The sequence below is a fragment of the Massilia sp. BGA-UO-ETr-WB1 genome, from assembly GCF_059567845.1.
Genome location: NZ_JCAQOT010000025.1, coordinates 419631 through 441967 on the forward strand (window position 1 = coordinate 419631; position 22337 = coordinate 441967).

The window sequence follows — 22337 nt, forward strand, 5'->3', positions numbered from 1 at the left end:
GGTAAGCAAACTGATACGCGCCATCCTTATTGCTCGCGGTTCTCAAGATAGGCGTTGAAGCCATGGTCCAGGTAGGCCGACAGCGGCAGTTCGTCCGACAGCACGGCCGCGTCCAGCTCGGCCAGTTCGGCGATGCGCTGCTGCTCTTCGTACTGGTACACGCCGACCATGCCGGCCACCAGGATCAGCATGGGCACGGCCACGCGCATGCGGCCCAGCCAGCTGAACGGGTTGCTGAAGAAACCTCCGGCGCCGGCCGTGGCCAGCTCGGATTGCGTCACGCGCACCGGCACGTGCGCTTTTTTACGGGCCATGGCGGCCTTGCGGGCGGCGGCCAGGCGATCGGTGGTCGAAGCCGGCAGGTCGTCCAGCTTCTCGTTGAGTGCGTGGCGCACCCGATAGGCAAAGTTCAGATCGTCGGTATTCATAATTTAATTCCCTTGGCTTTGAGCGCTTCGGCGAGAGTGTGAGTTGCTCTTGAGCAATGTGTTTTCACGCTCCCTTCGGAACATCCCATCGCTTCGGCCGTTTCGGCCACGTCCAGATCATGTAAGTAACGCATAAGGAAGGCTTCCCGTTGACGCGCCGGAAGCTTTTGTACTTCGTCATCGATGGCGCTGAGGGTCTGCATGCGCTCGACTTTGTCGGCGCTGGACTCGGCCGCCTGGGAACCCTGCTCGGCCTCGTACGATTCGAGTATATCAAAGTCGTCATGCTCGTCGGCGGCGGAGCCCATGCCCGAAAACAGGCTGACCCAGGTGTTGCGCACCTTTTCGCGGCGGAAATAGTCCAGGATGGTGGTCTGCAGGATGCGCTGGAACAGCATCGGCAGTTCGGCGGCCGGCTTGTCGCCGTATTTCTCAGCCAGCTTGATCATCGCGTCCTGCACGATGTCCAGGGCGCTTTCGTCCTTGCGGACCGCGTAGACGGCTTGTTTGAAGGCGCGCCGCTCGACGTTTTCGAGAAAATCCGATAATTCTTTGTCTGTTGCCATGCGTCGGGGAGCGTACTGCGGGGGAGATGAACAGGCTGCATCCTAGCAAAAAACGGGCCTTTCCGCATGTTTTTACAGCTTGCCAACATGAAAATGCACCAGAATGGCAATCAATTTGAATGTTGCTCACAATTTTGCTTGACCAATTTGGTGCGGCGCAGTAACGTATAGATCGCTTTGCACACCACGAAGCCCTTGGTTTTGTCCGGCAGCACACAACGCTGTCACCGACATCGCCCGCTTTCATTTGTCAGCAGTTTGCTCTAACCCGCGCCACAAGCGCGAGAGGTATGCACAACCGCGGCAGACACTCCGGCCAAACGAGTTGCGTTTAGCGCCACTTTGCACCGTATCTATGGGTACGCGAATAAGTGACGTGACCGCAGAAAGAAGGGAAGCCAGGAGAACTGCCCCGCATTGCATAGCTTCGCCAGGAAAGAGCATCCGATCAATCTCCTATGGACCTTGAAAGGAATGTTTCATGAACACCGAAGCACATGCACCCATCACGGGCGCAGAGATACTCGTTCGCTGTTTAGCTGAGGAAGGCGTAGAACACGTCTTTGGCTACCCCGGCGGCGCAGTGCTCTACATCTACGACGCCATCTTCAAGCAGGACAAATTCCAGCACGTACTCGTCCGTCACGAGCAGGCCGCTATCCATGCCGCCGACGCCTATTCGCGTTGCTCGCAGAAAGTCGGCGTGGCGCTGGTAACTTCCGGACCGGGCGTGACCAATGCCGTCACCGGCCTGTCCACCGCCTACATGGATTCCATTCCCATGGTCGTGATCTCGGGCCAAGTGCCCAGCCACGCCATCGGCCAGGACGCCTTCCAGGAATGCGACACCGTGGGCATCACCCGCCCCGTGGTCAAGCACAACTTCCTGGTCAAGGATGTGAAAGACCTGGCGGAAACCATCAAGAAAGCATTCTTTATCGCCCGTACCGGCCGTCCCGGCCCGGTGCTGGTCGATATCCCCAAAGACATCAGCATGCACAAGGCGCAGTACTCCTATCCCAAGGAGATCGAAATGCGCTCGTACAAGCCGGTGGACAAGGGCCACTCCGGCCAGATCCGCAAGGCCGTGCAACTGCTGCTGCAAGCCGAACGCCCGATGATCTACACCGGCGGCGGCGTGATCCTGGCCAACGCCTCGCCCGAGCTGAACAAGCTGGTCGACAAGCTGGGCTTCCCGGTCACCAACACGCTGATGGGCCTGGGCGCCTACCGCGCCTCCGACGAGAAATTCGTCGGCATGCCGGGCATGCACGGCACCTACGAAGCCAACATGGCGATGCAGAACTGCGACGTGCTGATCGCCATCGGCGCCCGCTTCGACGACCGCGTGATCGGCAACCCGAAACACTTCGCCACCAATCCGCGCAAGATCATCCACGTGGACATCGATCCATCGTCGATCTCCAAGCGCGTCAAGGTCGACATTCCCATCGTCGGCAACGTCAAGGACGTGCTGGTCGAGTTCCTGGCCCAGCTGGACGCTTCCGAGCAGAAGCCGAATCCGGCCGTGGGCAACTGGTGGAAGCAGATCAATGAATGGCGCGGCAAGGACTGCCTGAAGTACAGCAGTTCGGACCTGGTCATCAAGCCGCAGGACGTGGTCGAGAAACTGTGGCAAGTGACCGGCGGCGACGCCTACGTCACCTCCGACGTCGGCCAGCACCAGATGTGGGCCGCGCAGTACTACAAGTTTGACAAGCCGCGCCGCTGGATCAATTCCGGCGGCCTGGGCACCATGGGTGTCGGCCTGCCGTACGCCATGGGCGTGCAGATGGCCAATCCGGACGCCACCGTCGCCTGCATCACCGGCGAAGGCTCGATCCAGATGAACATCCAGGAACTGGCGACCTGCAAACAGTACCACCTGACGCCGAAGATCATCCTGTTGAACAACCGCTTCCTGGGCATGGTGCGCCAGTGGCAGCAGATCGACTACGGTTCGCGCTATTCCGAGTCCTACATGGATTCGCTGCCGGACTTCGAGAAGCTGGCCGAGGCCTATGGCCACGTCGGCATGCGCATTGAAAAGCCGGGCGACGTCGAGAACGCGCTCAAGGATGCCTTCCGGATGAAAGACAAGCTGGTCTTCATGAATTTCATTACCGACCAGAGCGAGAATGTGTGGCCGATGGTGAAGGCAGGCAAAGGCCTCTCCGAAATGCTGCTGGGTTCGGAGGATCTGTAATGCGACATATTATTTCTGTATTGCTGGAAAACGAAGCCGGCGCGCTGTCGCGCGTGGTGGGCCTGTTCTCGGCCCGCGGCTACAACATCGAAACGCTGACCGTGGCGCCGACCGAAGATGCGACGCTGTCGCGCATGACCATCGTCACCACCGGCTCGGACGACATCATCGAGCAGATCACCAAGCACCTCAATCGCCTGATTGAAGTGGTCAAGGTGGTCGACCTGACCGAAGGCCAGCACATCGAGCGCGAGCTGATGCTGATCAAGGTCAGGGCGGTGGGCAAGGAGCGCGAGGAAATGAAGCGCACCGCCGACATTTTCCGCGGCCGCATCATCGACGTCACCGAGAAGACCTACACCATTGAGCTGACGGGCGCCAAGAGCAAGCTGGACGCCTTCATCGATTCGATCGACCGCACCTCGATCCTGGAGACCGTCCGTACCGGCGGCTCGGGCATCGGACGCGGCGAACGCATCCTCAAGGTTTAAGTCTCAATAAAAATCAATCAAGTAATTCACCGAATATCTCACCAAGGAATGACCATGAAAGTTTTCTACGACAAAGACGCCGACATCTCCCTGATCAAGGGCAAAAACGTTGCCATCATCGGCTACGGCTCGCAGGGCCATGCCCACGCGCAGAACCTGACCGACTCCGGCGTCAACGTCACCGTCGGCCTGCGCAAAGGCGGCGCCTCCTGGCAGAAAGTGGAAGCGGCCGGCATCAAGGTGGCTGAAGTGAACGACGCCGTCAAAGCGGCCGACGTCATCATGATCCTGCTGCCGGACGAAAACATCGCCCAGGTCTACAACGAAAACGTGGCGCCGAACGCCAAGCAGGGCGCAGTGCTGGCCTTCGCGCACGGCTTCAACGTGCACTACGGCCAGGTCGTGCCGCGCGCCGACCTGGACGTGATCATGGTTGCTCCTAAAGCGCCAGGCCACACCGTGCGCGGCACCTACCGCCAGGGTGGCGGCGTGCCGCACCTGATCGCCGTGTACCAGGACAAGTCCGGCAACGCCCGCGACATCGCCCTGTCGTACGCTTCGGCCAACGGCGGCGGCAAGGCCGGCATCATCGAAACCAACTTCCGTGAAGAAACCGAAACCGACCTGTTCGGCGAACAGGCTGTCCTGTGCGGCGGCGCGGTCGAGCTGATCAAGGCCGGCTTCGAAACCCTGACCGAAGCGGGCTACGCTCCGGAAATGGCGTACTTCGAGTGCCTGCACGAGCTGAAGCTGATCGTCGACCTGATCTACGAAGGCGGCATCGCCAACATGAACTACTCGATCTCGAACAACGCCGAATACGGCGAGTACGTGACCGGCCCGAAAGTGGTGACCTCGGCAACCAAAGAAGCGATGCGCCAGTGCCTGAAGGACATCCAGACCGGCGAATACGCGAAGAGCTTCATCCTGGAAAACAAGGCCGGCGCACCGACCCTGATTTCCCGCCGCCGCCTGACCGCCGAGCACCCGATCGAAGAAGTGGGCGCCAAGCTGCGCGCCATGATGCCCTGGATCGCGAAAAACAAGCTGGTCGACCAGTCGAAAAACTAATGCCGCCGCGGGCGCAAGCCCGCTACGCATCAGCCCGCCCGCGCAAGCCGGCGGGTTTTTTTTTATGCTATACGTACATGCCGCGCGTGCACTTTTCGTTGCGGCATGCTATGCTGCTACTCAGCAATAGTTACTCTTCCGAGCCCCATTCCCGCTCACCGCAATCGAATTCTCGTGCCGCTCCGGCACGTGCCAGTGCCCCGTCCCGCATTGATTACCCCGCCCGCTGCCGCCGCCGCGTCCGCGCGCGCCACATCGACACTGACCGGACCAGCCATGACCATTTTCAGCCATCAGAACGAAGCAAACCGCCTAGACGCCCTGTACAAGCTGCGCCTGCTCGACACGCCGCCCAGCGAGGCTTTCGACCGCATCACCCGCATGGCCGCGCGCGTGTTCGACCTGCCCATTGCCGCCGTGTCGCTCACCGACGCCGACCGCCAGTGGTTCAAGTCGCGCGTCGGCGTCGAGCACACGTCGATCCCGCGCTTGAAGGCGCCCTGCGGCGAAGTGGCCGACACCGCCGGCGTGCTGGTGATCCCCGATTTGCTGGAGGACGATCACTTCCGCGACAGCCCGCTGGCCGCCAGCGGCGTGCGCTACTACGCCGGCGCGCCGCTGATCACGGCGGACGGCCACTGCCTGGGCGCCATGTGCGTGCTGGGCCTGGCGCCGCGCCGGACCACGCAGGAGGAAATCGCCTACCTGTCCGACCTGGCCGCCATGGTGATGGCGCAGATCGAGCTGCGCCATGCGGTGGGGCGTGTCGATGCGCGTAGCGGCCTGCCCAACCGCAACCAGTTCATCGAAGACTTCCAGGACATGCAGCGCGACAGCCCGCCGGATGAACTGCGGCTGGCGGTGGTGGTCAACCTGGCCACGCCCGAGCAGCTCGACAGTGCCGCGCGCGTCAAGAGCTCCTCCTACCTCGACGAGCTGGTGACCGAGGCGGCGCAGTGGATGCGCAGCCAGCTGGGGCCGAGCCGCCGGGTCTACCACGTGGGCGACGCGCAGTTCGCGCTGCTCGCGCCGCCCTGCATGACAGTGGAAGAATATGTGCCGGTGCTGAAGGAGAAGCTGCGCCGCGCGGCCGGCATCGCCAGTTCGCGCCATATCGCCACGCCGTCGGTGGGCGTGGCGCCGTTCGTGCTGGGCGGCGCCAGCTGCCTGGACGTGCTGCGTACGGCCCAGAGCGCGGCGCATGACGCCATCAGTCAGCCCGGCAGCATCGCGGTCTATTCGCGCAGCGAGGACGCGGCATGCCAGCGCCGCTTCCTGCTGCTCAATGAGTTCGGCGGCGCGCTGGAAAGCGGCGGCCAGTTGCGCCTGGTGTTCCAGCCGCGCGTGGACCTGGAAACCGGGACCTGCGTGGGCGCCGAAGCGCTGCTGCGCTGGAAGCATCCCGAACTGGGCAATCTGTCGCCCGGCGAGTTCATCCCGGTGGTCGAGCGTTCGGGGCTGGCGCAGGCCACCACGGCCTGGGTGCTGAACGCGGCGCTGCGCCAGCAGCGCCTGTGGCGCCACGCCGGGCTGGACTTGCAGCTGTCGATTAACGTGTCGGCCGCCAACCTGCTGGAGCCCGATTTCGTGGCCCAGGTCGAGCACGGCTTGCACATGTACGACCTGCCGGCCTCCTGCCTGGAGCTGGAGATCACCGAAAGCGCCATCATGTCGCATCCCGGGCGCGCGCACGCCACGCTGGAGGCGATTGCCGCCATCGGCGTGCGGCTGGCCATCGACGATTTCGGCACCGGCTACAGCAGCCTGTCCTATTTGCAAAGCATGCCGGCCGACGTGGTCAAGATCGACCAGTCCTTCATCATCGGGCTGGAGAGCGACCAGCGCAAGCAGTCGCTGGTGAGCACCATGATCTCGCTGACGCGCGACCTCGGCCACCGCGTGGTGGCCGAAGGCGTGGAATGCGGCGAAGTGCATACCTTCTTGAAGCTGGCCGGCTGCGACGAGGCGCAGGGCTATCTGTTTGCGCGGCCGCTGGAAGCGGCCGGCTTCCAGGCATGGTACGGCGGCGGCAGGGTGGCGCCGCACGGCCAGGGGCGCTTGCTGCGCGCGCTGGCCTGAATTTCCGCGCTTAGCCGAACAGCTTGCCCTTGAGCAGGCTGATGCCTTGCGCCACCATGTCGTCCTGCGGCACCGCGCCGTGCGGCGTCAGCTGGTCGATGATTTGCGGCAGCAGCTGGGCCAGGCCGGTGCTGGCGTGTTCCGGTTCCAGCCCGGCCTGCTGGGCGATCTGCGCCAGCTGGCCGGAGCCGAGCGCATCCATGATCTGGTTGCCGGACACGGCCTGGTTCTCGCCGGTGCCGACCCAGGACGCCACCTGGTCGCCCAGGCCGCTGGCCTGCAGTTTCTGGATCAGTCCCTGCAGCCCCCCGGCCTGGTCGATCAGGCCGATCACGCTGCTGACCAGGTCGCCTTGCGGCACCGGATCCTGTTTTTGCGAGCCCAGCGAGCCGAGCACCTGTCCTGCGAGTTGATCGAGCAATCCCATGTTGTTCTCCGGTTGACCGCGTTGAGGGTGTTGAAGCTGCTGTCGATAGCTGTTGTTCATATTATCACGCCGAAAAAAGTCCGCACTGTTACAAACGCTCACTTAGTTGTGCTTGGAGCATCGCTATTTTCGGGTAAAGTTGCTCCACGATTTAACCAAGGAGCAACACAATGACCGCCAAAAAGACCATTCTCGCCGCCGCCATGCTGATCCTGGGCGCCCACGCCCAAGCCCAGCAAACCCCGACCAGCGGCACCCTGGTCATCGTGCCGGCCCAGGGCGAAGTGCGCGCCAATAACGACCAGGCCGTCGCCACGCTGGCCATCGAAGAGCAGGACAAGGACAAGGCCGCCGCCGCCTCGCGCGTGAACCAGAAGATGAAGCAGGGCCTGGACATCGTGAAGAAGGAAGACCCGCAGGCCAGCCTCAAAACCCAGGGCTACTACACCTATCCGGTGTACCCGGAAGACCGTCCGATCGCGCCGGGCGCCGCGCCCAAGCCGCGCGTGCCGACCGCCTGGCGCGTGGGCCAGTACCTGCAAGTGACCACCACCAACCTCGAGAAGCTGCCGAAAACCGTGGCCGCCGCGCAGAAGGTGCTGACGCTTAACAACCTGAACTTCGGCCTGTCGCCGGCCGCCACCAAGAAGCTGGACGAGCAGCGCATCGCCGCCACCTACCAGAACCTGAACGAGCGCATCGCCGCCATCGCCAACGCCATGGGCCGCAAGGTCGGCGACGCCACGCTGGACACGGTGGACTTCGAAGGCTCCGGCGCCTACGTCCGCGAAGCGGCGGCCGCTCCCGCGCAGATGATGATGATGCGAGGCAAAGCCATGGACAGCGCGGAAGTGTCCGAGCCGAGTTTCGAGCCCGGCGAAACCACCCTGGAGATGCGCGTTGTTGGCAAAGTGAAATTCAAGTAAGCAAAGCGTGGTTTTTCAGTTCATTTCTTTTGCTGCGGTGTCCCTTATATAATAGGGTGGAACAATGTACTCACCGCAGCACTAGAAATGGAACCCAATGGCAAATTTCCCCCGTCGCAGACCTAAAAATGGCGTAGCACCGGCCAAGCCCAAGAACTCGCGTTTCGCCCGGTTCGCGCGCAAGGCCCGGGGCGAGGGCGGCGGCGACCGCCCGCGTTCGCGCGGCATCTACCTGCTGCCCAACGCCTTCACGACGGGAGCGCTGTTCTGCGGTTTCTACGCCATCGTCATGGCCATGAACCAGCGTTTCGAGCACGCCGCCTGGGCCATCTTCATCGCCATGGTGCTCGACGGCCTGGACGGCCGCATCGCGCGCCTGACCAATACCCAAAGCGAATTCGGCGCGCAGTACGACTCCCTGTCGGACATGGTGTCCTTCGGCGCCGCCCCGGCGCTGGTGATCTATGAATGGTCGCTGCGCGGCATGGGCAAGCTGGGCTGGATCGCCGCCTTCGTCTACTGCGCCGGCGCCGCGCTGCGCCTGGCCCGCTTCAACACCAATATCGAAGTGGTGGACAAGCGCTTCTTCCAGGGCTTGCCCAGCCCGGCCGCGGCGGCCATCGTGGGCGGCTTCGTGCTGCTGATGGTGGACCTGGAAGTGCCCGGCCTGCAACTGGCCTGGACCTCGTTCGCCATCGCCCTGTTCGCCGGCCTGACCATGGTGACCAACGTGCCGTTCTACAGCTTCAAGGACGTGAACTTCCGCAAGTCGGTGCCGTTTATCGCCGTGTTCCTGATCGCACTGTTCTTCGCCCTGGTGTCGATCGACCCGCCGAAAGTGCTGTTCCCGCTGTTCATCGCGTACGGCCTGTCCGGCTACCTGGTGTCGATCTGGCGCCTGGCCAAGGGCAAACCGGTGAGCATCATCCAGACCGATGAAGAACCGGTCGACGAGAGCGAACGCCGCTAGCTAGCGCTTTGTAATGCAGGCGGTTCCACCCCAGCCATAAGGAGAATTCGTTATGAGCCTCAGCAACCGCCTCATCATTTTCGACACCACACTGCGCGACGGCGAGCAATCGCCGGGCGCCTCCATGACGCGCGAAGAGAAACTGCGCATCGCCAGGCAGCTCGAACGGCTCAAGGTGGACGTCATCGAAGCCGGCTTCGCCGCCGCCTCGCAGGGCGACTTCGAATCCATCAAATCCATCGCCTCGCACGTGCGCGAATCGGTGGTCTGCTCGCTGTCGCGCGCCAACGACCGCGACATCGCGCGCGCCGCCGAAGCGCTGGCGCCGGCCGAACGCAAGCGCATCCACACCTTCATCGCCACCTCGCCGCTGCACATGCAAATGAAGCTGCGCATGGAGCCGGAGCAGGTGCTGGAACAGGCCAAGCTGGCCGTGCGCTTCGCCCGCAACCACACCGACGACATCGAATTCAGCCCGGAAGACGGCAGCCGCTCGGATGAGGACTTCCTGTGCCGCGTGCTGGAAGGCGTGATCGCCGAGGGCGCCACCACCATCAACTTCCCGGACACGGTGGGCTACGCGGTGCCGGAAATGTTCGGCGCCACCATCAAGCGCCTGCGCGAGCGCATCCCTAATTCCGACAAGGCCGTGTGGTCGGTGCACTGCCACAACGACCTGGGCCTGGCGGTGGCCAACTCGCTGGCCGGCGTGATGATAGGCGGCGCGCGCCAGATCGAATGCACCATCAACGGCCTGGGCGAACGGGCCGGCAACACCGCGCTGGAAGAAGTGGTGATGGCGCTGCGCACGCGGCAGGCGTATTACAACCTGACGGTGGGCATCGACACCACGCAGATCGTGGCGGCCTCCAAGATGGTGTCGCAGATTACCGGCTTCGCCGTGCAGCCGAACAAGGCCGTGGTGGGCGCCAACGCCTTTGCGCACGCTTCCGGCATCCACCAGGACGGCATCCTGAAGGCGCGCGAAACCTACGAGATCATGCGCGCCGAGGACGTGGGCTGGACCGCCAACAAGATCGTGCTGGGCAAGCTGTCCGGCCGCAACGCCTTCAAGCAGCGCCTGCAGGAGCTGGGCATCGAGATGGACTCGGAAGCCGAAGTGAACGCCGCCTTCGGCCGCTTCAAGGAGCTGGCCGACCGCAAGTCGGAGATTTTCGACGAAGACATCATGGCCTTGGTGGCGGACGAGGAAGTGGCGCAGGAAAACGAGTACTACCGCTTCGTGTCGCTGGCGCAGCGCTCCGAGACCGGCGAAACGCCGCACGCCAAGGTGGTGTTCTCCATGGACGGCAAGGAGCACAGCTGCGAAGGGCAGGGCGACGGACCGGTGGACGCCATGGTCAACGCCATTGAAAGCCAGGCGAAGAGCGGCGCTGAGCTGGTGCTGTTCTCGATCAACGCCATCAGCACCGGCACCCAGTCGCAGGGCGAGGTGACGATGCGGCTGTCGAACGCCGGGCGCATCGTCAACGGCGTCGGCTCGGACCCGGACATCGTGGTGGCTTCGGCCAAGGCCTACCTGTCCGGCTTGAACAAGCTGCACTCCAAGATCGAGCGCGTCAACCCGCAGGCCACGCAGGACTAGCGGAAGAAGCGCGGCTTTTCCTCGTAGGCCGGGTCGGGCCCGGCCATCATTTCGCGCACGATGCCGGCCCGGTCGAAGTGCACGTGCATCAGGGAGTTCCACACCCCAGACTGCTTGTAGCGGTAGGACCAGACCGTGAGGTCGCGCAGCGACAGGTAGCTCGTCTCGGCCGGGTGGCCTATGGTGCGCAGCACCTCGTCGCGCGTGGCCAGGCCGACTTTCAGGGTGGCGAATTTTTCGTCCGTCAGCACCTGTTCGTAGGATTTCAGCGCACCGTCCGGCCCGAAGCGGGCCATCCACGCATATTGCCCGAAGGGCTGGGTGGTGTATTCCAGCACCGTGTCGCCGCCAACCGGGTAGACGGCGGTGGGCTGGCCCAGCTTGGCTTTCACGGCGTCCATGCGCTCGCCGATGGCCGGCGGCGGCCCGCCCAGCCCGGCGCAGCCTGCCAGCAGCAGGGGGAATATTGTCGCAATGATCAGTTTTTTCATGCTTGTTGCCTTCGCAGTCTGCGCAGATGGTGAATAGTAGCCATGTACGGCTAATTCCGCTATACTCGCGGGTCTGGTCTTTTGATCAGTATATTTTTAATCGTAATCACGGTGCGCAGGGTTCAGACTCCGCATACCGCATGTGAAAGGTAATATCATGACCGTAGAAAACATCAACAAAGCCGCGATCATCGCGGACAACGCACGTGGCCAGAACGACACCGGCTCCCCAGAAGTTCAAGTTGCGCTGCTGACCGCACGCATCAACGAACTGAACGGTCACTTCAAAGCCCACAGCAAAGATCACCACAGCCGTCGTGGCCTGATCATGATGGTTAACCGTCGTAAATCGCTGCTGTCCTACCTGAAAAACAAAGATGCAACCCGTTACCGCGACCTGATCGCTAAACTGGGCCTGCGTAAGTAATCTTTGTACGTCCCGGCTTGAGCCAAAATGCCTGCGTCAGTTCTCTGCCGCGGGCATTTTGTCATTCTGAGCCGGGAAAATAGGGCAATCCGGCAATACCTGTAGCACGAGTAGCAAAGTTGTAAGGCGGCGGCCCCGGCCGTCGTCTGTGGTGAGGTGAACGACAGCTCCTGAAAATCTGTCGGCAAATAGAAAGGGATTACCCATGTTTAACAAAGTTACGAAAACCTTCCAGTACGGCCAACACACCGTGACCCTGGAAACCGGCGAGATCGCTCGCCAGGCGTCCGGCGCGGTGATGGTGTCGATCGAAGACACCGTCGTGCTGGCAACCGTCGTGGCGCGCAAAGAAGCCAAGCCAGGCCAGGACTTCTTCCCGCTGACCGTTGACTACCTTGAAAAGACTTACGCAGCCGGTAAAATCCCGGGCGGCTTCTTCAAGCGCGAAGGCCGTCCTTCCGAAAAAGAAACCCTGACTTCCCGCCTGATCGACCGTCCTATCCGCCCTCTGTTCCCGGAAGGCTACATGAACGAAGTGCAAGTGATCATTCACGTGCTGTCGGTCAACCCGGAAATCGATCCTGACATCGCCTCGATGATCGGCGCCTCCGCTGCCCTGTGCGTAGCCGGCGTACCGTTCAACGGCCCGATCGGCGCCGCCCGCGTGGGTTACGCCAATGGCCAGTACATCCTGAACCCGACCACCACCCAGCTGAAAACCTCGCAGATGGACTTGGTTGTGGCCGGTACCGAAACCGCCGTGCTGATGGTGGAATCGGAAGCGCAGCAGCTGTCCGAAGAAATCATGCTGGGCGCCGTGGTCTTTGGCCACACCGAAATGAAAGCAGTCATCGACGCGATCCACGACCTGGTGCGTGACGGCGGCAAGCCTGAAGTGCAGTGGTCGCCAGCGCCGAAGAACGAAGCGCTGATCGCCAAAGTGGCGCAGTTCGCCGAGTCGAAAATCCGCGAAGCCTACCAGACCAAAGACAAGCAAGCCCGTACCGACAAGCTGCGCGCCATGTCCGCCGAAGTGCTGGCCGACCTGGTAGCCGACGCTGCCGCCAACGGCGCCGAAGCGCCGGACGGCGTGGAAGTTGGCAACATCCTGTTCGACATGGAAGCCAAGGTAGTGCGTTCGCAGATCCTGGAAGGCGAGCCACGCATCGACGGCCGCGACACCCGCACCGTGCGTCCGATCGCGATCCGCACCTCGGTGCTGCCGCGCACCCACGGTTCGGCCCTGTTCACCCGCGGCGAAACCCAGGCACTGGTGGTAGCGACCCTGGGCACCGCCCGCGACTCGCAGAAGATCGACGCGCTGATGGGCGAATACACCGACGACTTCATGCTGCACTACAACATGCCTCCGTTCGCCACCGGCGAAACCGGCCGCGTCGGTACGCCGAAGCGCCGCGAAGTGGGCCACGGCCGCCTGGCCAAGCGCGCGCTGATCGCCGCGCTGCCGGCAGCTGACGAGTTCAGCTACTCGGTGCGCCTGGTGTCCGAGATCACCGAATCGAACGGTTCCTCGTCGATGGCTTCCGTCTGCGGCGGCTGCCTGGCACTGATGGACGCCGGCGTGCCGATGAAAGCGCACGTGGCCGGTATCGCCATGGGCCTGATCAAGGAAGGCGGCCGTTTCGCCGTGCTGTCCGACATCCTGGGCGACGAAGACCACCTGGGCGACATGGACTTCAAGGTAGCCGGTACCGCCAATGGCATTACCGCGCTGCAGATGGACATCAAGATCCAGGGCATCACCAAGGAAATCATGCAAGTGGCGCTGGCGCAAGCCAAGGAAGGCCGTGAGCACATCCTGGGCGAAATGCAAAAAGCCATGCCGCACGTGAAGACCGAGCTGTCCGACTTCGCACCGCGCCTGATCACCATCAAGATCAACCCGGAGAAGATCCGTGACGTGATCGGCAAGGGCGGCGCCGTGATCCGCGCGCTGACCGAAGAAACCGGCACCCAGATCGACATCAGCGACGAAGGCGTGGTCACCATCGCTTCCGTCGACGCTGCCGCCGGCCAGGAAGCCAAGCGCCGCATCGAAGAGCTGACCGCATCGGTCGAAGTGGGCAAGACCTACGACGGCACCGTGCTGAAGCTGCTGGACTTCGGCGCCATCGTGCAAGTGATGCCGGGCAAAGACGGCCTGCTGCACATCTCGCAGATCGCCAACGAGCGCGTGAACGCCGTTGCCGACTATCTGAAAGAAGGCCAGCAAGTGCGCGTCAAGGTTCTGGAAACCGACGACCGCGGCCGCCTGAAGCTGTCCATGAAAGCAGCCGCCGAAGAAGGCGCAGCGCCAGCCGCCGCGCAGTAATCGAGGTCTAGCTTCATCCAAAACCGCCAGCGCGCAAGCCTGGCGGTTTTTTTATTGCAGTTTGCGGAACGGGTCGGCGGGGTCGGGCTTGCAGCGCACGTACAGGCTGTTGCGGTTGATCCGGGTCTCTTCAAGCACGCCTTGCTGCTTGCAGATTTCCTCAACGGTGCGGCGCCACGCTGGACGCAGTTCCCGGTTGTTCGCGTCCAGCGCCAGAATGCGCTCACCGGCCAAGACGCTGTCCTGGCATTCCGGCTCGGTGCAGTAGCGGATGCAGTCGTTGCAGACCACGGCCTGGCAGTACTCATCCGACCTGCAAGGCGCGCACGCATGAAGGCTTTCAAGACCGGGCTGGTGGTCGGCAAGTTCAGCCCTCTGCACCTGGGGCACGAGCTGCTGATACGGCGCGCGATAGATGAGTGCGAAGAGACCATTGTCATCAGCTATTCGCTGCCCGATCTGCCCGGTTGCGAGCCGTGGAAGCGCGAGCAGTGGCTGCGAGCGCGTTTTCCGCAGGCGCGGGTGCTGGTGCTGGACGGCGAGCGGCACGCGCTGCCGCACAACGACGCGGACGCGCTGGTGCACCGCGAATTTGTCGGCCAGCTCTGCCTGGACGTGCTGGGCACAACCGTCGATGCGGTATTCACCAGCGAGGACTATGGCGACGGCTTCGCGGCCGAGCTGACGCGGTATTTTTACCGGCGCGCAGGCGCAAGGACGGCAGCGGCAGCGAACGCAGAGCGCGCAGTGCACGCGGTGCAGCACGTATGCGTCGACCAGGCGCGCAAGGAGGTGCCGGTGTCCGGCACGCTGGTCCGCAGCGACCCGCACGCGCACCGCGCCTTCCTGTCGCCCGAGGTGTACGCCAGCTTCGTGCAGACGGTGTGTTTCCTCGGCGGGGAATCCAGCGGCAAGACCACCATGGCGGAAACGATGGCGGCGCGCCTGGAGACCGCGTGGGCGGCCGAGTATGGGCGCGAGCTATGGGTGGAGCAGGGCGGTCAGCTTGCCTACGGCGACATGGTGCGCATCGCGGAAATGCAGCAGCGGCGGGAAGACCGCCAGCGCCAGCAGGCGCGCCGCTATCTGTTCTGCGACACGTCCGCGCTCACCACCTTGTTCTATTCGGGCGAGATGTTCGGCAAGGTGGACGCCGCGCTGGAGCGGATGGTGGAACGCTGCTACGATCACGTGTTCCTGTGCGCGCCGGACTTTGGGTTCGTGCAGGACGGCACGCGGCGCGAGCCGGAATTCCGCCAGCGCCAGCACAGCTGGTATCTGGCCGAGCTGGCACGGCGCGGCACGCCTTACGTACTGCTGGAAGGCCCGCTGGAGCGGCGCATCGCCACCGTGCTGCAGCGCCTGAGTCCCTGAGGACAAGCAGAGCGCCCAAAAGGAAAAGGTTCTTCACGGATTTCCGGGAATCGAACTGCGAAACGTCAACTTGCAGCCTTCCCCTCGCTGTGGCCGCACCGCTCGATGGCCCGGCGACGCTGGGCCGTGTCTCGTGTTTTCGGCTTTTTACTAAAACATGCTACCCCTTACTACATCGCTATATACCGCGATATTCCGCACGATTCTTCGCCAAGCCGGAACTAAACGTCACTAGACGCATCTAACCAGCATGGGCAAGACAATCTGGCATTGCCTATCGTTCGGCATCGCAACTTTAGTAACGGGTAGCGCGTTGTAGCACTGCTTAGCGCTGGTTAGCAGCGCATAGTAAAAACCACTTTTCGAGAGGCACACCATGTCCATCCATACACTCCCGGTCCATCTCCCTTTCGAGACACTGCAAGCGCTGGGCGAATTCACCGGAAAATGGTGGTCGGATACCTATAACCTGGAACCGTTCGTTTGCCAGGCCATCGACAACTTCGTAAAGCAGGCGCCGGCAGCCGAACAGGCGCTGCAGGCGCCATCCGAGGCGGGATACCAGTGGAAGCAGGTATTTCTTCCGGACGGCACCAGGCTGCGCGCCAGTTTCGGCAAGCAGCCCTACTACGCCACGGTGGAAGGGGCGGAAATCAAGTATGGCGAGCGCGCAGTGTCGCCGTCGTGCTTCGCGAATCTGCAAGGCAGCGGCAACCGCAACGCCTGGAAGGCCATCTGGCTACGCCTGCCAGGCAGTGATGAATGGCTGCTGGCCGATGTCTGCAGGTCGGCGAGCAAAGCCGCTATAGCACGCTTGCTTGGCAGCGCGGTTCAGGCAGGCCGCCCGCCGCAAGAGAACGAGCGGCAGCCGCACGGGCGCCCAACAGTTGGCCGTTCGGTTGACAACGTGCGTGTTGAAAGCCCGCGACGCGCTACCGTACAGGCCAACAGCCCACCGGCTCGCCCCGTGTCCGATACTCCGGCACCGGCGAGCGGTAATGCCCAACGCCGCCCAGGGCGACGCAGCCGCCGTAAGCGCCGTGCAGCGAAACACTTTCCCGGAAATCCGTGAAGAACCAAGAAAAAGCCCCATGGGGAGCATGGGGCTTTAGGGGGAAGGAAGCTTAACAGCAGCCGCCGCGCTTGCCGGCGCCGCCGTAGCGCGCTTCCTGGCGCTCGCGGAAGAACTCCTCGTAGCTCATCATGGGCTGATCCGGATGGGTCTTTTCATGATGGGCCACGTAGGTGTCGTACTCCGGCAGGCCCACCATCAGGCGCATGCTTTGCCCGAGGTAGCGGCCGGCTTGTACCAGTTCCTGGAACATTATTGCACCACCGGCATAACTTGCATCGGGCTTTCCTTCACGGTCGGCTTGGCGTTGGCGCGCGCGATCATCGCGGTGCGCACACCGAACACCAGCACGCTCAACACCACCACCATGAAGAAGCCCGCCAGCGACGCGTCCAGATAATCGTTGAAGACGATCTGGTGCATCTGCGCCATGGACTTGGCCGGGGCCAGCACCTTGTCTTCGGCAATGGCGGCCGAGTACTTGGCGGCGTGGGCCAGGAAGCCGATCTTAGGATTGGCGTCGAAGATCTTCTGGAAGCCGGCGGTCAGGGTGCACAGCAGCAGCCACACGGTCGGCACCATGGTGACCCAGGCGAAGCGCGCGCGCTTCATCTTGAACAGCACGCAGGTTGCCAGGATCAGCGCGATACCGGCCAGCATCTGGTTGGCGATGCCGAACAGCGGCCACAGGGTGTTGATGCCGCCCAGCGGATCGACCACGCCCTGGTACAGGAAGTAGCCCCAGCCCGCCACGCACAGCGCGGTGGCCAGCAGGCCGGCGAACACGTTCTTGGAATCCTTCAGCGCTGGATGGAAGGCGCCCAGCAAGTCCTGCAGCATGTAGCGGCCGGCGCGGGTGCCCGCGTCCACAGCGGTGAGGATAAACAGCGCTTCGAACAGGATGGCGAAGTGGTACCAGAATGCCATCATGGCCTTGCCGCCGATGACGTTCGACAGGATGTGGGCCATGCCCACCGCCAGCGTCGGCGCACCGCCGGCGCGCGAGATGATGGAGTGCTCGCCCACGTCCTTGGCGGTCTGCACCAGCGTTTCGGGCGTGATGTGGAAGCCCCAGCCGGAGATGACGGCGGCCGCCGCTTCAGGCGTGGTGCCCAGCAGCGCGGCCGGCGCGTTCATGGCGAAGTAGATGCCCGGGTCGATGGTGGACGCGGCCACCAGCGCCATGATGGCGACGAAGGATTCCATCAGCATGGCGCCGTAGCCGATGAAGCGGGCATGCGATTCGTTCTCGATCATCTTCGGCGTGGTGCCGGACGAGATCAGCGCGTGGAAGCCGGACACGGCGCCGCAGGCGATGGTGATGAACAGGAAGGGGAACAGGTTGCCCGACCAGACCGGGCCGGTGCCGTCGATGAACTTGGTCACGGCCGGCATCTGCAGGTAAGGGGCGACGATCACGATGCCCAGCGCCAGGCCGACGATGGTGCCGATCTTGAGGAAGGTGGACAGGTAGTCGCGCGGGGCCAGCAGCAGCCACACGGGCAGCACGGAAGCGATGAAGCCGTAGCCGATCAGCATCCAGGTCAGTTCAGTGCCGGTGTAGTTGAACATCGGCGCCAGGGCAGGGTTCTCCTGCACGTACTGGCCGCCGACAATGGCCAGCATCAGCAGCACGAAGCCGATGATCGACACTTCGCCGATGCGGCCCACGCGGATATAGCGCGAGTACACGCCCATGAACAGCGCGATGGGGATGGTGGCCATGACGGTGAAGCTGCCCCACGGCGAGCCGGTCAGCGCTTTCACCACGATCAGCGCCAGCACCGCCAGGATGATGACCATGATCATGAAGGTGCCCAGCAGCGCGATATTGCCCGGGATCGGACCCAGCTCGGACTTGATCAGGTCGCCCAGCGACTTGCCGTCGCGGCGCATGGAGATGAACAGGATCATGAAGTCCTGCACCGCGCCGGCGAACACCACGCCGGCCAGGATCCACAGCATGCCGGGCAGGTAGCCCATCTGCGCGGCCAGCACGGGGCCGACCAGCGGACCGGCGCCGGCGATGGCCGCGAAGTGGTGGCCGAACAGCACGTATTTATTGGTGGGCACGTGGTCCAGGCCGTCGTTGAACTTGTAGGCCGGGGTCATGCGGTTCTTGTCCAGGCTCATCACTTCCTTGGCGATGAACAGGCTGTAGAAGCGGTAGGCGATCAGGTAGACGCAGACCGCCGCGATGACGATCCAGATGGCGCTGATGGCTTCGCCGCGCTTGAGCGCGATGACGCCGAGGGCGCTTGCGCCGGCCAGCGACAGTGCCGCCCAGCCGAGCTTGCGTAGGAGTGCTTGCATGGATTTCCTCCGAGAGAGATATAGGATGCTGCGGACTTCGCGCAGCTTATGGCTAGTATTCAGGAAACAAATATCTGTCACAAGCGCAGCACTACGCAGATAGACTACGTACTAATACGGAGCGCCGGGCGGCCCTTGCAACGTACAATCCGCCTCATCGCCCCTGGAACCGAGCTCGGACACCACTATGAAGTTGCGCCAAAAAGTCATTTTCCTGGCCATTACGCCGCTGATCCTGGCCCTGTGCGCCATTGCGCTGGCCGTGCGGCACCAGGCCAACGTGCTCGCCCAGCAGCAGCGCGACACCATCCAGCAAGCCTACCTGGCCAGCAAGGAAGCCGAGCTGGAGCACTACGTGACGCTGGCCACGCACTCCATCTCGCGGCTGTACAAATCCGGCGCCAAGGACCAGGCCAGCATGGACGAGGCCAAGCGCATCCTCGGCTCGCTGAGCTTTGGTGATGACGGATATTTCTTTATCTATGATCTAAAAGGCAACTCCCTGATGCACCCGCGCCAGCCCGAACTGGTGGGGCAGAACCTGTGGGAGCTGAAGGACCAGAACGGCACGCCCACCATCCAGCGCCTGCTGCAGCGCGCCCAGGCCGGCGGCGGCTACGAGCGCTACTACTGGGTCAAGCCGTCCAGCCACCAGCCGGCGCCCAAGCTGGGCTATGTGATTTTGCTCAAGGAGTGGGGCTGGATGCTGGGCACCGGCATCTACCTGGACGACGTGGACCGCGCGCTGGAAAAAGTAGACACCCAGCAGCGCGCCAACATCCAGAACACCATGCTGTGGATTGCCGGCATTGCCATCGCGGCCGCGCTGGTGGTGGCGGGCGCCGGCGTGGCGCTCAACATCAGCGAGCTGCGCGTGGCGGACGCCAAGCTCAAGGCGCTGGCGCAGCGCGTGGTGGAGTCGCAGGAAGAGGAGCGGGCGCGCCTGTCGCGCGACCTGCACGACGGCATTTCGCAGTGGCTGGTGTCGATCAAGCTGCAGATCGAAGCGGGCATCATCCGCCTCGGCAACGTGCCGGCGCAGGGCGTGTTCGAGCACGCCGCCGAACAGCTCAACAACGTGCTGGGCGAAGTGCGCCGCATTTCGCACAACCTGCGCCCGGCGCTGCTGGACGACCTGGGCCTGGCCGCCGCGCTCAGCCACCTGGCCGAGGAATTCCGCCTCAGCAGCAAGGTGCCCATCGTGTTCTCCGCCGAAGGCAGCACCGAGGACCTGCCCGAAGTGGCGAACACCGTGCTGTTCCGTATCGCCCAGGAGGCGCTGACCAATATCGAGCGCCATGCGGGCGCCAGCCACATCGAGATCAGCCTGACCGGGGCCAACCGCGCCGTCACCCTGCGCATCAGCGACGACGGCCACGGCTTCGACGCCGACAGCATCGCCGTCCACCCCAAGCGCGGCATCGGCTTACGCAATATGATGGAGCGCATGGAAGCCATCGGAGGACAATTCTCCATCTCGTCCTCGCCGGCGGGCACCGTGCTGCTGGCCCATGTGTCGAATGAGTGCTAAACGAAAGCTAACGCAATGACGATCAAGATTCTGCTGGTGGACGACCACCCCCTGGTGCGCGACGGCCTGCGCGCCCGCCTGGAAGCCGTGCCGCAATTCGAAGTGGTGGCCGAGGCCGGCGGCGCGCAGGAAGCGCTGGAACAGGCGCGCCACTGCACCGTGGACCTGGTGCTGATGGATATTAATATGCGCGGCGGCAACGGCATCGAAGCCACGGCCCAGTTCAGCGAGCAATTCCCCGATATCGCCGTGCTCATCCTGTCCATGCACGACAAGCTGGAATACGTGTCGCAAGCCATCCAGGCCGGCGCGCGCGGCTACGTGCTCAAGGACGCGCCCGGCAAGGACATCGTGGTGGCCATCGAAACGGTGATGTCCGGCGGCATCTATTACAGTGCCGCGCTGGCCCGCCAGCTGGCCAAGCCGCAAAACCTGGACGCCCAGCTCACCTCGCGCGAACACCAGGTGCTGCTGCACATCGCCAACGGCCAGTCCAACAAACAGATTGCGCGCGACCTGGACTTGTCGGTGCGCACGGTGGAAACCCACCGCCTCAACATCAAGCGCAAGCTGGGCATCGAAGGGCAGGCCGAATTGATACGCTATGCCGTCCAGTTTGCCAATGGCACGCCGTAAATGAGACCTCGGCGCAGCATGGCCGCCGAATGTCTCCAAATGTCACGATCAGAGCGCACACTCTAGCGTATTGAACCTGTCCAATCGGCAATTTCTGATATATTCCTGCTCCCAGGCAACGGAGAATGCGAACCGTCGCTATTTGGTGCTTAAATAATTGCCCTGAATCAATATTTGCTCTACTATTGTACGCACTACCCACGCCGAGATTCTGATGTCCTTGTCTGAAGCAAGCCCATTTCCTCTGGTGGGCCTCACAGCGGTGTCCAACGCTCAAAACGAGTGGGTGGCCCTGTCATTCCAAATTTCCGCCGTCCCCAACGAGCCCCAGCTGGCCGCGCTGCAATCCGTGTTCGGCTATCCCGACATGGACGCCGCGCTGGCGCCGCTGGACTACCTCGTCACCATCGCCGGCCTGCAGCAGTACGACGTCAGCCAGCTGGCGTTCCTGTCGCCGGCGCGCACCGTGCTGCGCATTTCCGCCGCCGACTGCGCCACCGATGAAATGCAAGCCAAGTGCAAGCAACTGGCCGAAGCCGGCTACCGCCTGATGGTGGAGGGCGAAGCCGGCATCCACGCCGCCAAATGCGCCATCCGCAGCCTGGCCTTCGACTGCCGCGAAACCCTGCCCAGCGAACTGGTCATGCTCACCATGGCCGGCCCGCACCTGGCCCTGAACGTCGACACCCCGGCGCGGCTGGCAACCTGCCGCGCGGCCGGTTTTACCCTGTTCAGCGGCGACTACGTGCGCCACCCGCAGCGCGAAAGCAGCGCCGCCGACGGCACCTCGCGCAAGCGCCTGCTGGCGCTGCTCGGCCTGCTGGCGCGCGACGCCGACTCGCGCGAACTGGAAATCCTGCTCAAGCAAGACCCGGCGCTGGCCTACCACCTGCTCAAGGTGGTGAACTCGGCCGCGTTCGCGCCCAAATCCCCGATCCACAGCTTCGGCCAGGCCATCAACGTGCTGGGCCGGCGCCAGCTGCAGCGCTGGCTGCAGCTGCTGCTGTACGCGCGCCAGCAGGACGACGGCGGCGCCAACGCGCTGCTGCCGCTGGCGGCCGTGCGCGCGGCGCGCATGGAAGCGCTGGCCAAGGCGCGCGGCGGCGACCGCGACCAGCAGGACATGGCCTTCGTGGCCGGCGTGTTCTCGCTGCTGGACGTGCTGCTCGACATGCCGATGACGGAAATCGTCAGCGCGCTCAGCCTGGACCTGGACGTGGTGATGGCGCTGCTGGACCGCGCCGGCCCGATGGGCGACATGCTCAAGCTGGTGGAGCAGGACATGCCCGACACCAGCGCCCTGCACGACCTGGGCATCGACCACGAAACGCACTGGCGCAGCCTGCTGCAAGCGTGCCACTGGGCGATCCAGGTGAGCAGGAACCTATAGC

At 63.3% G+C, this 22337-nt stretch carries 21 protein-coding genes; 14 read left to right on the forward strand and 7 right to left on the reverse strand.

Annotation, left to right across the window (positions count from 1 at the left end; all coding sequences use genetic code 11):
* Positions 1-26 precede the first annotated feature (26 nt).
* Positions 27-428 (reverse strand): DUF3619 family protein, encoded by a 402-nt coding sequence (locus tag AC56DV_RS19985; RefSeq protein ID WP_496315982.1) that lies wholly within the window; start codon positions 426-428, stop codon positions 27-29.
* Positions 425-994, reverse strand: coding sequence for an RNA polymerase sigma factor (locus tag AC56DV_RS19990; protein ID WP_496315983.1), 570 nt, complete (start codon positions 992-994; stop codon positions 425-427). Before AC56DV_RS19990 ends, AC56DV_RS19985 begins: the two co-directional genes overlap by 4 nt.
* 481 nt (positions 995-1475) lie before the next feature.
* Between AC56DV_RS19990 and AC56DV_RS19995 the strand changes: the two genes are divergently transcribed.
* The 4 genes from AC56DV_RS19995 (at position 1476) to AC56DV_RS20010 (ending at position 6841) form a co-directional block, all read left to right on the forward strand.
* Positions 1476-3200: an acetolactate synthase 3 catalytic subunit gene (locus AC56DV_RS19995; RefSeq protein WP_496315984.1), complete on the forward strand. Its 1725-nt coding sequence runs from the start codon at positions 1476-1478 to the stop codon at positions 3198-3200.
* Entirely contained in the window at positions 3200-3691 is a 492-nt protein-coding gene (ilvN, locus tag AC56DV_RS20000; protein WP_057155845.1) for an acetolactate synthase small subunit, read from the forward strand. The genes AC56DV_RS19995 and ilvN overlap by 1 nt, the downstream gene beginning before the upstream one ends.
* Before the next feature lie 54 nt (positions 3692-3745).
* A complete protein-coding gene (gene ilvC / locus AC56DV_RS20005) occupies positions 3746-4762 on the forward strand; it encodes a ketol-acid reductoisomerase (protein ID WP_057155844.1) in 1017 nt (338 codons plus the stop codon).
* 276 nt (positions 4763-5038) lie between these two features.
* Positions 5039-6841, forward strand: a complete 1803-nt coding sequence (locus tag AC56DV_RS20010; protein ID WP_496315985.1) for a putative bifunctional diguanylate cyclase/phosphodiesterase — start codon at positions 5039-5041, stop codon at positions 6839-6841.
* 10 nt (positions 6842-6851) lie between these two features.
* Here the strand turns inward: AC56DV_RS20010 and AC56DV_RS20015 are convergent, their stop codons facing one another.
* Positions 6852-7268 (reverse strand): YidB family protein, encoded by a 417-nt coding sequence (locus AC56DV_RS20015; protein ID WP_496315986.1) that lies wholly within the window; start codon positions 7266-7268, stop codon positions 6852-6854.
* 170 nt (positions 7269-7438) lie between these two features.
* Here AC56DV_RS20015 and AC56DV_RS20020 point away from each other — a divergent pair, with 170 nt between their 5' ends.
* The 3 genes from AC56DV_RS20020 (at position 7439) to AC56DV_RS20030 (ending at position 10770) form a co-directional block, all read left to right on the forward strand.
* The gene (locus AC56DV_RS20020; RefSeq protein ID WP_496315987.1) at positions 7439-8194 is read left to right on the forward strand and encodes an SIMPL domain-containing protein; all 756 of its coding nucleotides are present in this window, start codon (positions 7439-7441) and stop codon (positions 8192-8194) included.
* Positions 8195-8291: 97 nt separating this feature from the next.
* On the forward strand, positions 8292-9164 hold the full coding sequence (gene pssA, locus AC56DV_RS20025; protein ID WP_496315988.1) for a CDP-diacylglycerol--serine O-phosphatidyltransferase: 873 nt from the start codon (positions 8292-8294) through the stop codon (positions 9162-9164).
* Positions 9165-9216: 52 nt separating this feature from the next.
* Positions 9217-10770, forward strand: coding sequence for a 2-isopropylmalate synthase (locus tag AC56DV_RS20030; RefSeq protein WP_496315989.1), 1554 nt, complete (start codon positions 9217-9219; stop codon positions 10768-10770).
* Here the strand turns inward: AC56DV_RS20030 and AC56DV_RS20035 are convergent.
* Positions 10767-11261 (reverse strand): hypothetical protein, encoded by a 495-nt coding sequence (locus AC56DV_RS20035; RefSeq protein ID WP_496315990.1) that lies wholly within the window; start codon positions 11259-11261, stop codon positions 10767-10769. The two genes, AC56DV_RS20030 and AC56DV_RS20035, sit on opposite strands and share 4 nt — an antisense overlap.
* A gap of 157 nt (positions 11262-11418) precedes the next feature.
* Here AC56DV_RS20035 and rpsO point away from each other — a divergent pair, with 157 nt between their 5' ends.
* Together rpsO and pnp are read left to right on the forward strand one after the other, a co-directional pair.
* Positions 11419-11688 carry a 30S ribosomal protein S15 gene (gene rpsO / locus AC56DV_RS20040; protein WP_056405183.1) on the forward strand — a complete coding sequence of 90 codons (270 nt, stop codon included), beginning with the start codon at positions 11419-11421 and terminating at the stop codon, positions 11686-11688.
* 205 nt (positions 11689-11893) lie between these two features.
* On the forward strand, positions 11894-14020 hold the full coding sequence (gene pnp, locus AC56DV_RS20045; protein WP_496315991.1) for a polyribonucleotide nucleotidyltransferase: 2127 nt from the start codon (positions 11894-11896) through the stop codon (positions 14018-14020).
* Between the two features lie 51 nt (positions 14021-14071).
* On the opposite strand, the gene AC56DV_RS20050 is transcribed toward pnp, so the two are convergent.
* A complete protein-coding gene (locus AC56DV_RS20050) occupies positions 14072-14311 on the reverse strand; it encodes a hypothetical protein (RefSeq protein WP_496315992.1) in 240 nt (79 codons plus the stop codon).
* Between the two features lie 39 nt (positions 14312-14350).
* Here AC56DV_RS20050 and AC56DV_RS20055 point away from each other — a divergent pair, with 39 nt between their 5' ends.
* Positions 14351-15394, forward strand: coding sequence for an AAA family ATPase (locus tag AC56DV_RS20055; protein WP_496315993.1), 1044 nt, complete (start codon positions 14351-14353; stop codon positions 15392-15394).
* A 376-nt stretch (positions 15395-15770) separates the two neighbouring features.
* Positions 15771-16466, forward strand: coding sequence for a hypothetical protein (locus AC56DV_RS20060; protein WP_496315994.1), 696 nt, complete (start codon positions 15771-15773; stop codon positions 16464-16466).
* A gap of 52 nt (positions 16467-16518) precedes the next feature.
* Here the strand turns inward: AC56DV_RS20060 and AC56DV_RS20065 are convergent, their stop codons facing one another.
* Positions 16519-16719, reverse strand: a complete 201-nt coding sequence (locus AC56DV_RS20065; RefSeq protein WP_057155826.1) for a YbdD/YjiX family protein — start codon at positions 16717-16719, stop codon at positions 16519-16521.
* The gene (locus AC56DV_RS20070) at positions 16719-18779 is read right to left on the reverse strand and encodes a carbon starvation CstA family protein (RefSeq protein ID WP_496315995.1); all 2061 of its coding nucleotides are present in this window, start codon (positions 18777-18779) and stop codon (positions 16719-16721) included. Before AC56DV_RS20070 ends, AC56DV_RS20065 begins: the two co-directional genes overlap by 1 nt.
* Positions 18780-18966: 187 nt before the next feature.
* On the opposite strand from AC56DV_RS20070, the gene AC56DV_RS20075 reads away from it, so the two are divergent.
* The 3 genes from AC56DV_RS20075 (at position 18967) to AC56DV_RS20085 (ending at position 22336) form a co-directional block, all read left to right on the forward strand.
* Complete coding sequence (locus AC56DV_RS20075) at positions 18967-20310, forward strand: cache domain-containing protein (protein WP_496315996.1); 1344 nt, start codon at positions 18967-18969, stop codon at positions 20308-20310.
* Between the two features lie 15 nt (positions 20311-20325).
* On the forward strand, positions 20326-20946 hold the full coding sequence (locus AC56DV_RS20080; protein ID WP_496315997.1) for a response regulator transcription factor: 621 nt from the start codon (positions 20326-20328) through the stop codon (positions 20944-20946).
* A 286-nt stretch (positions 20947-21232) separates the two neighbouring features.
* Positions 21233-22336 (forward strand): EAL and HDOD domain-containing protein, encoded by a 1104-nt coding sequence (locus tag AC56DV_RS20085; RefSeq protein ID WP_496315998.1) that lies wholly within the window; start codon positions 21233-21235, stop codon positions 22334-22336.
* The last annotated feature ends 1 nt before the right edge of the window (position 22337 follow it).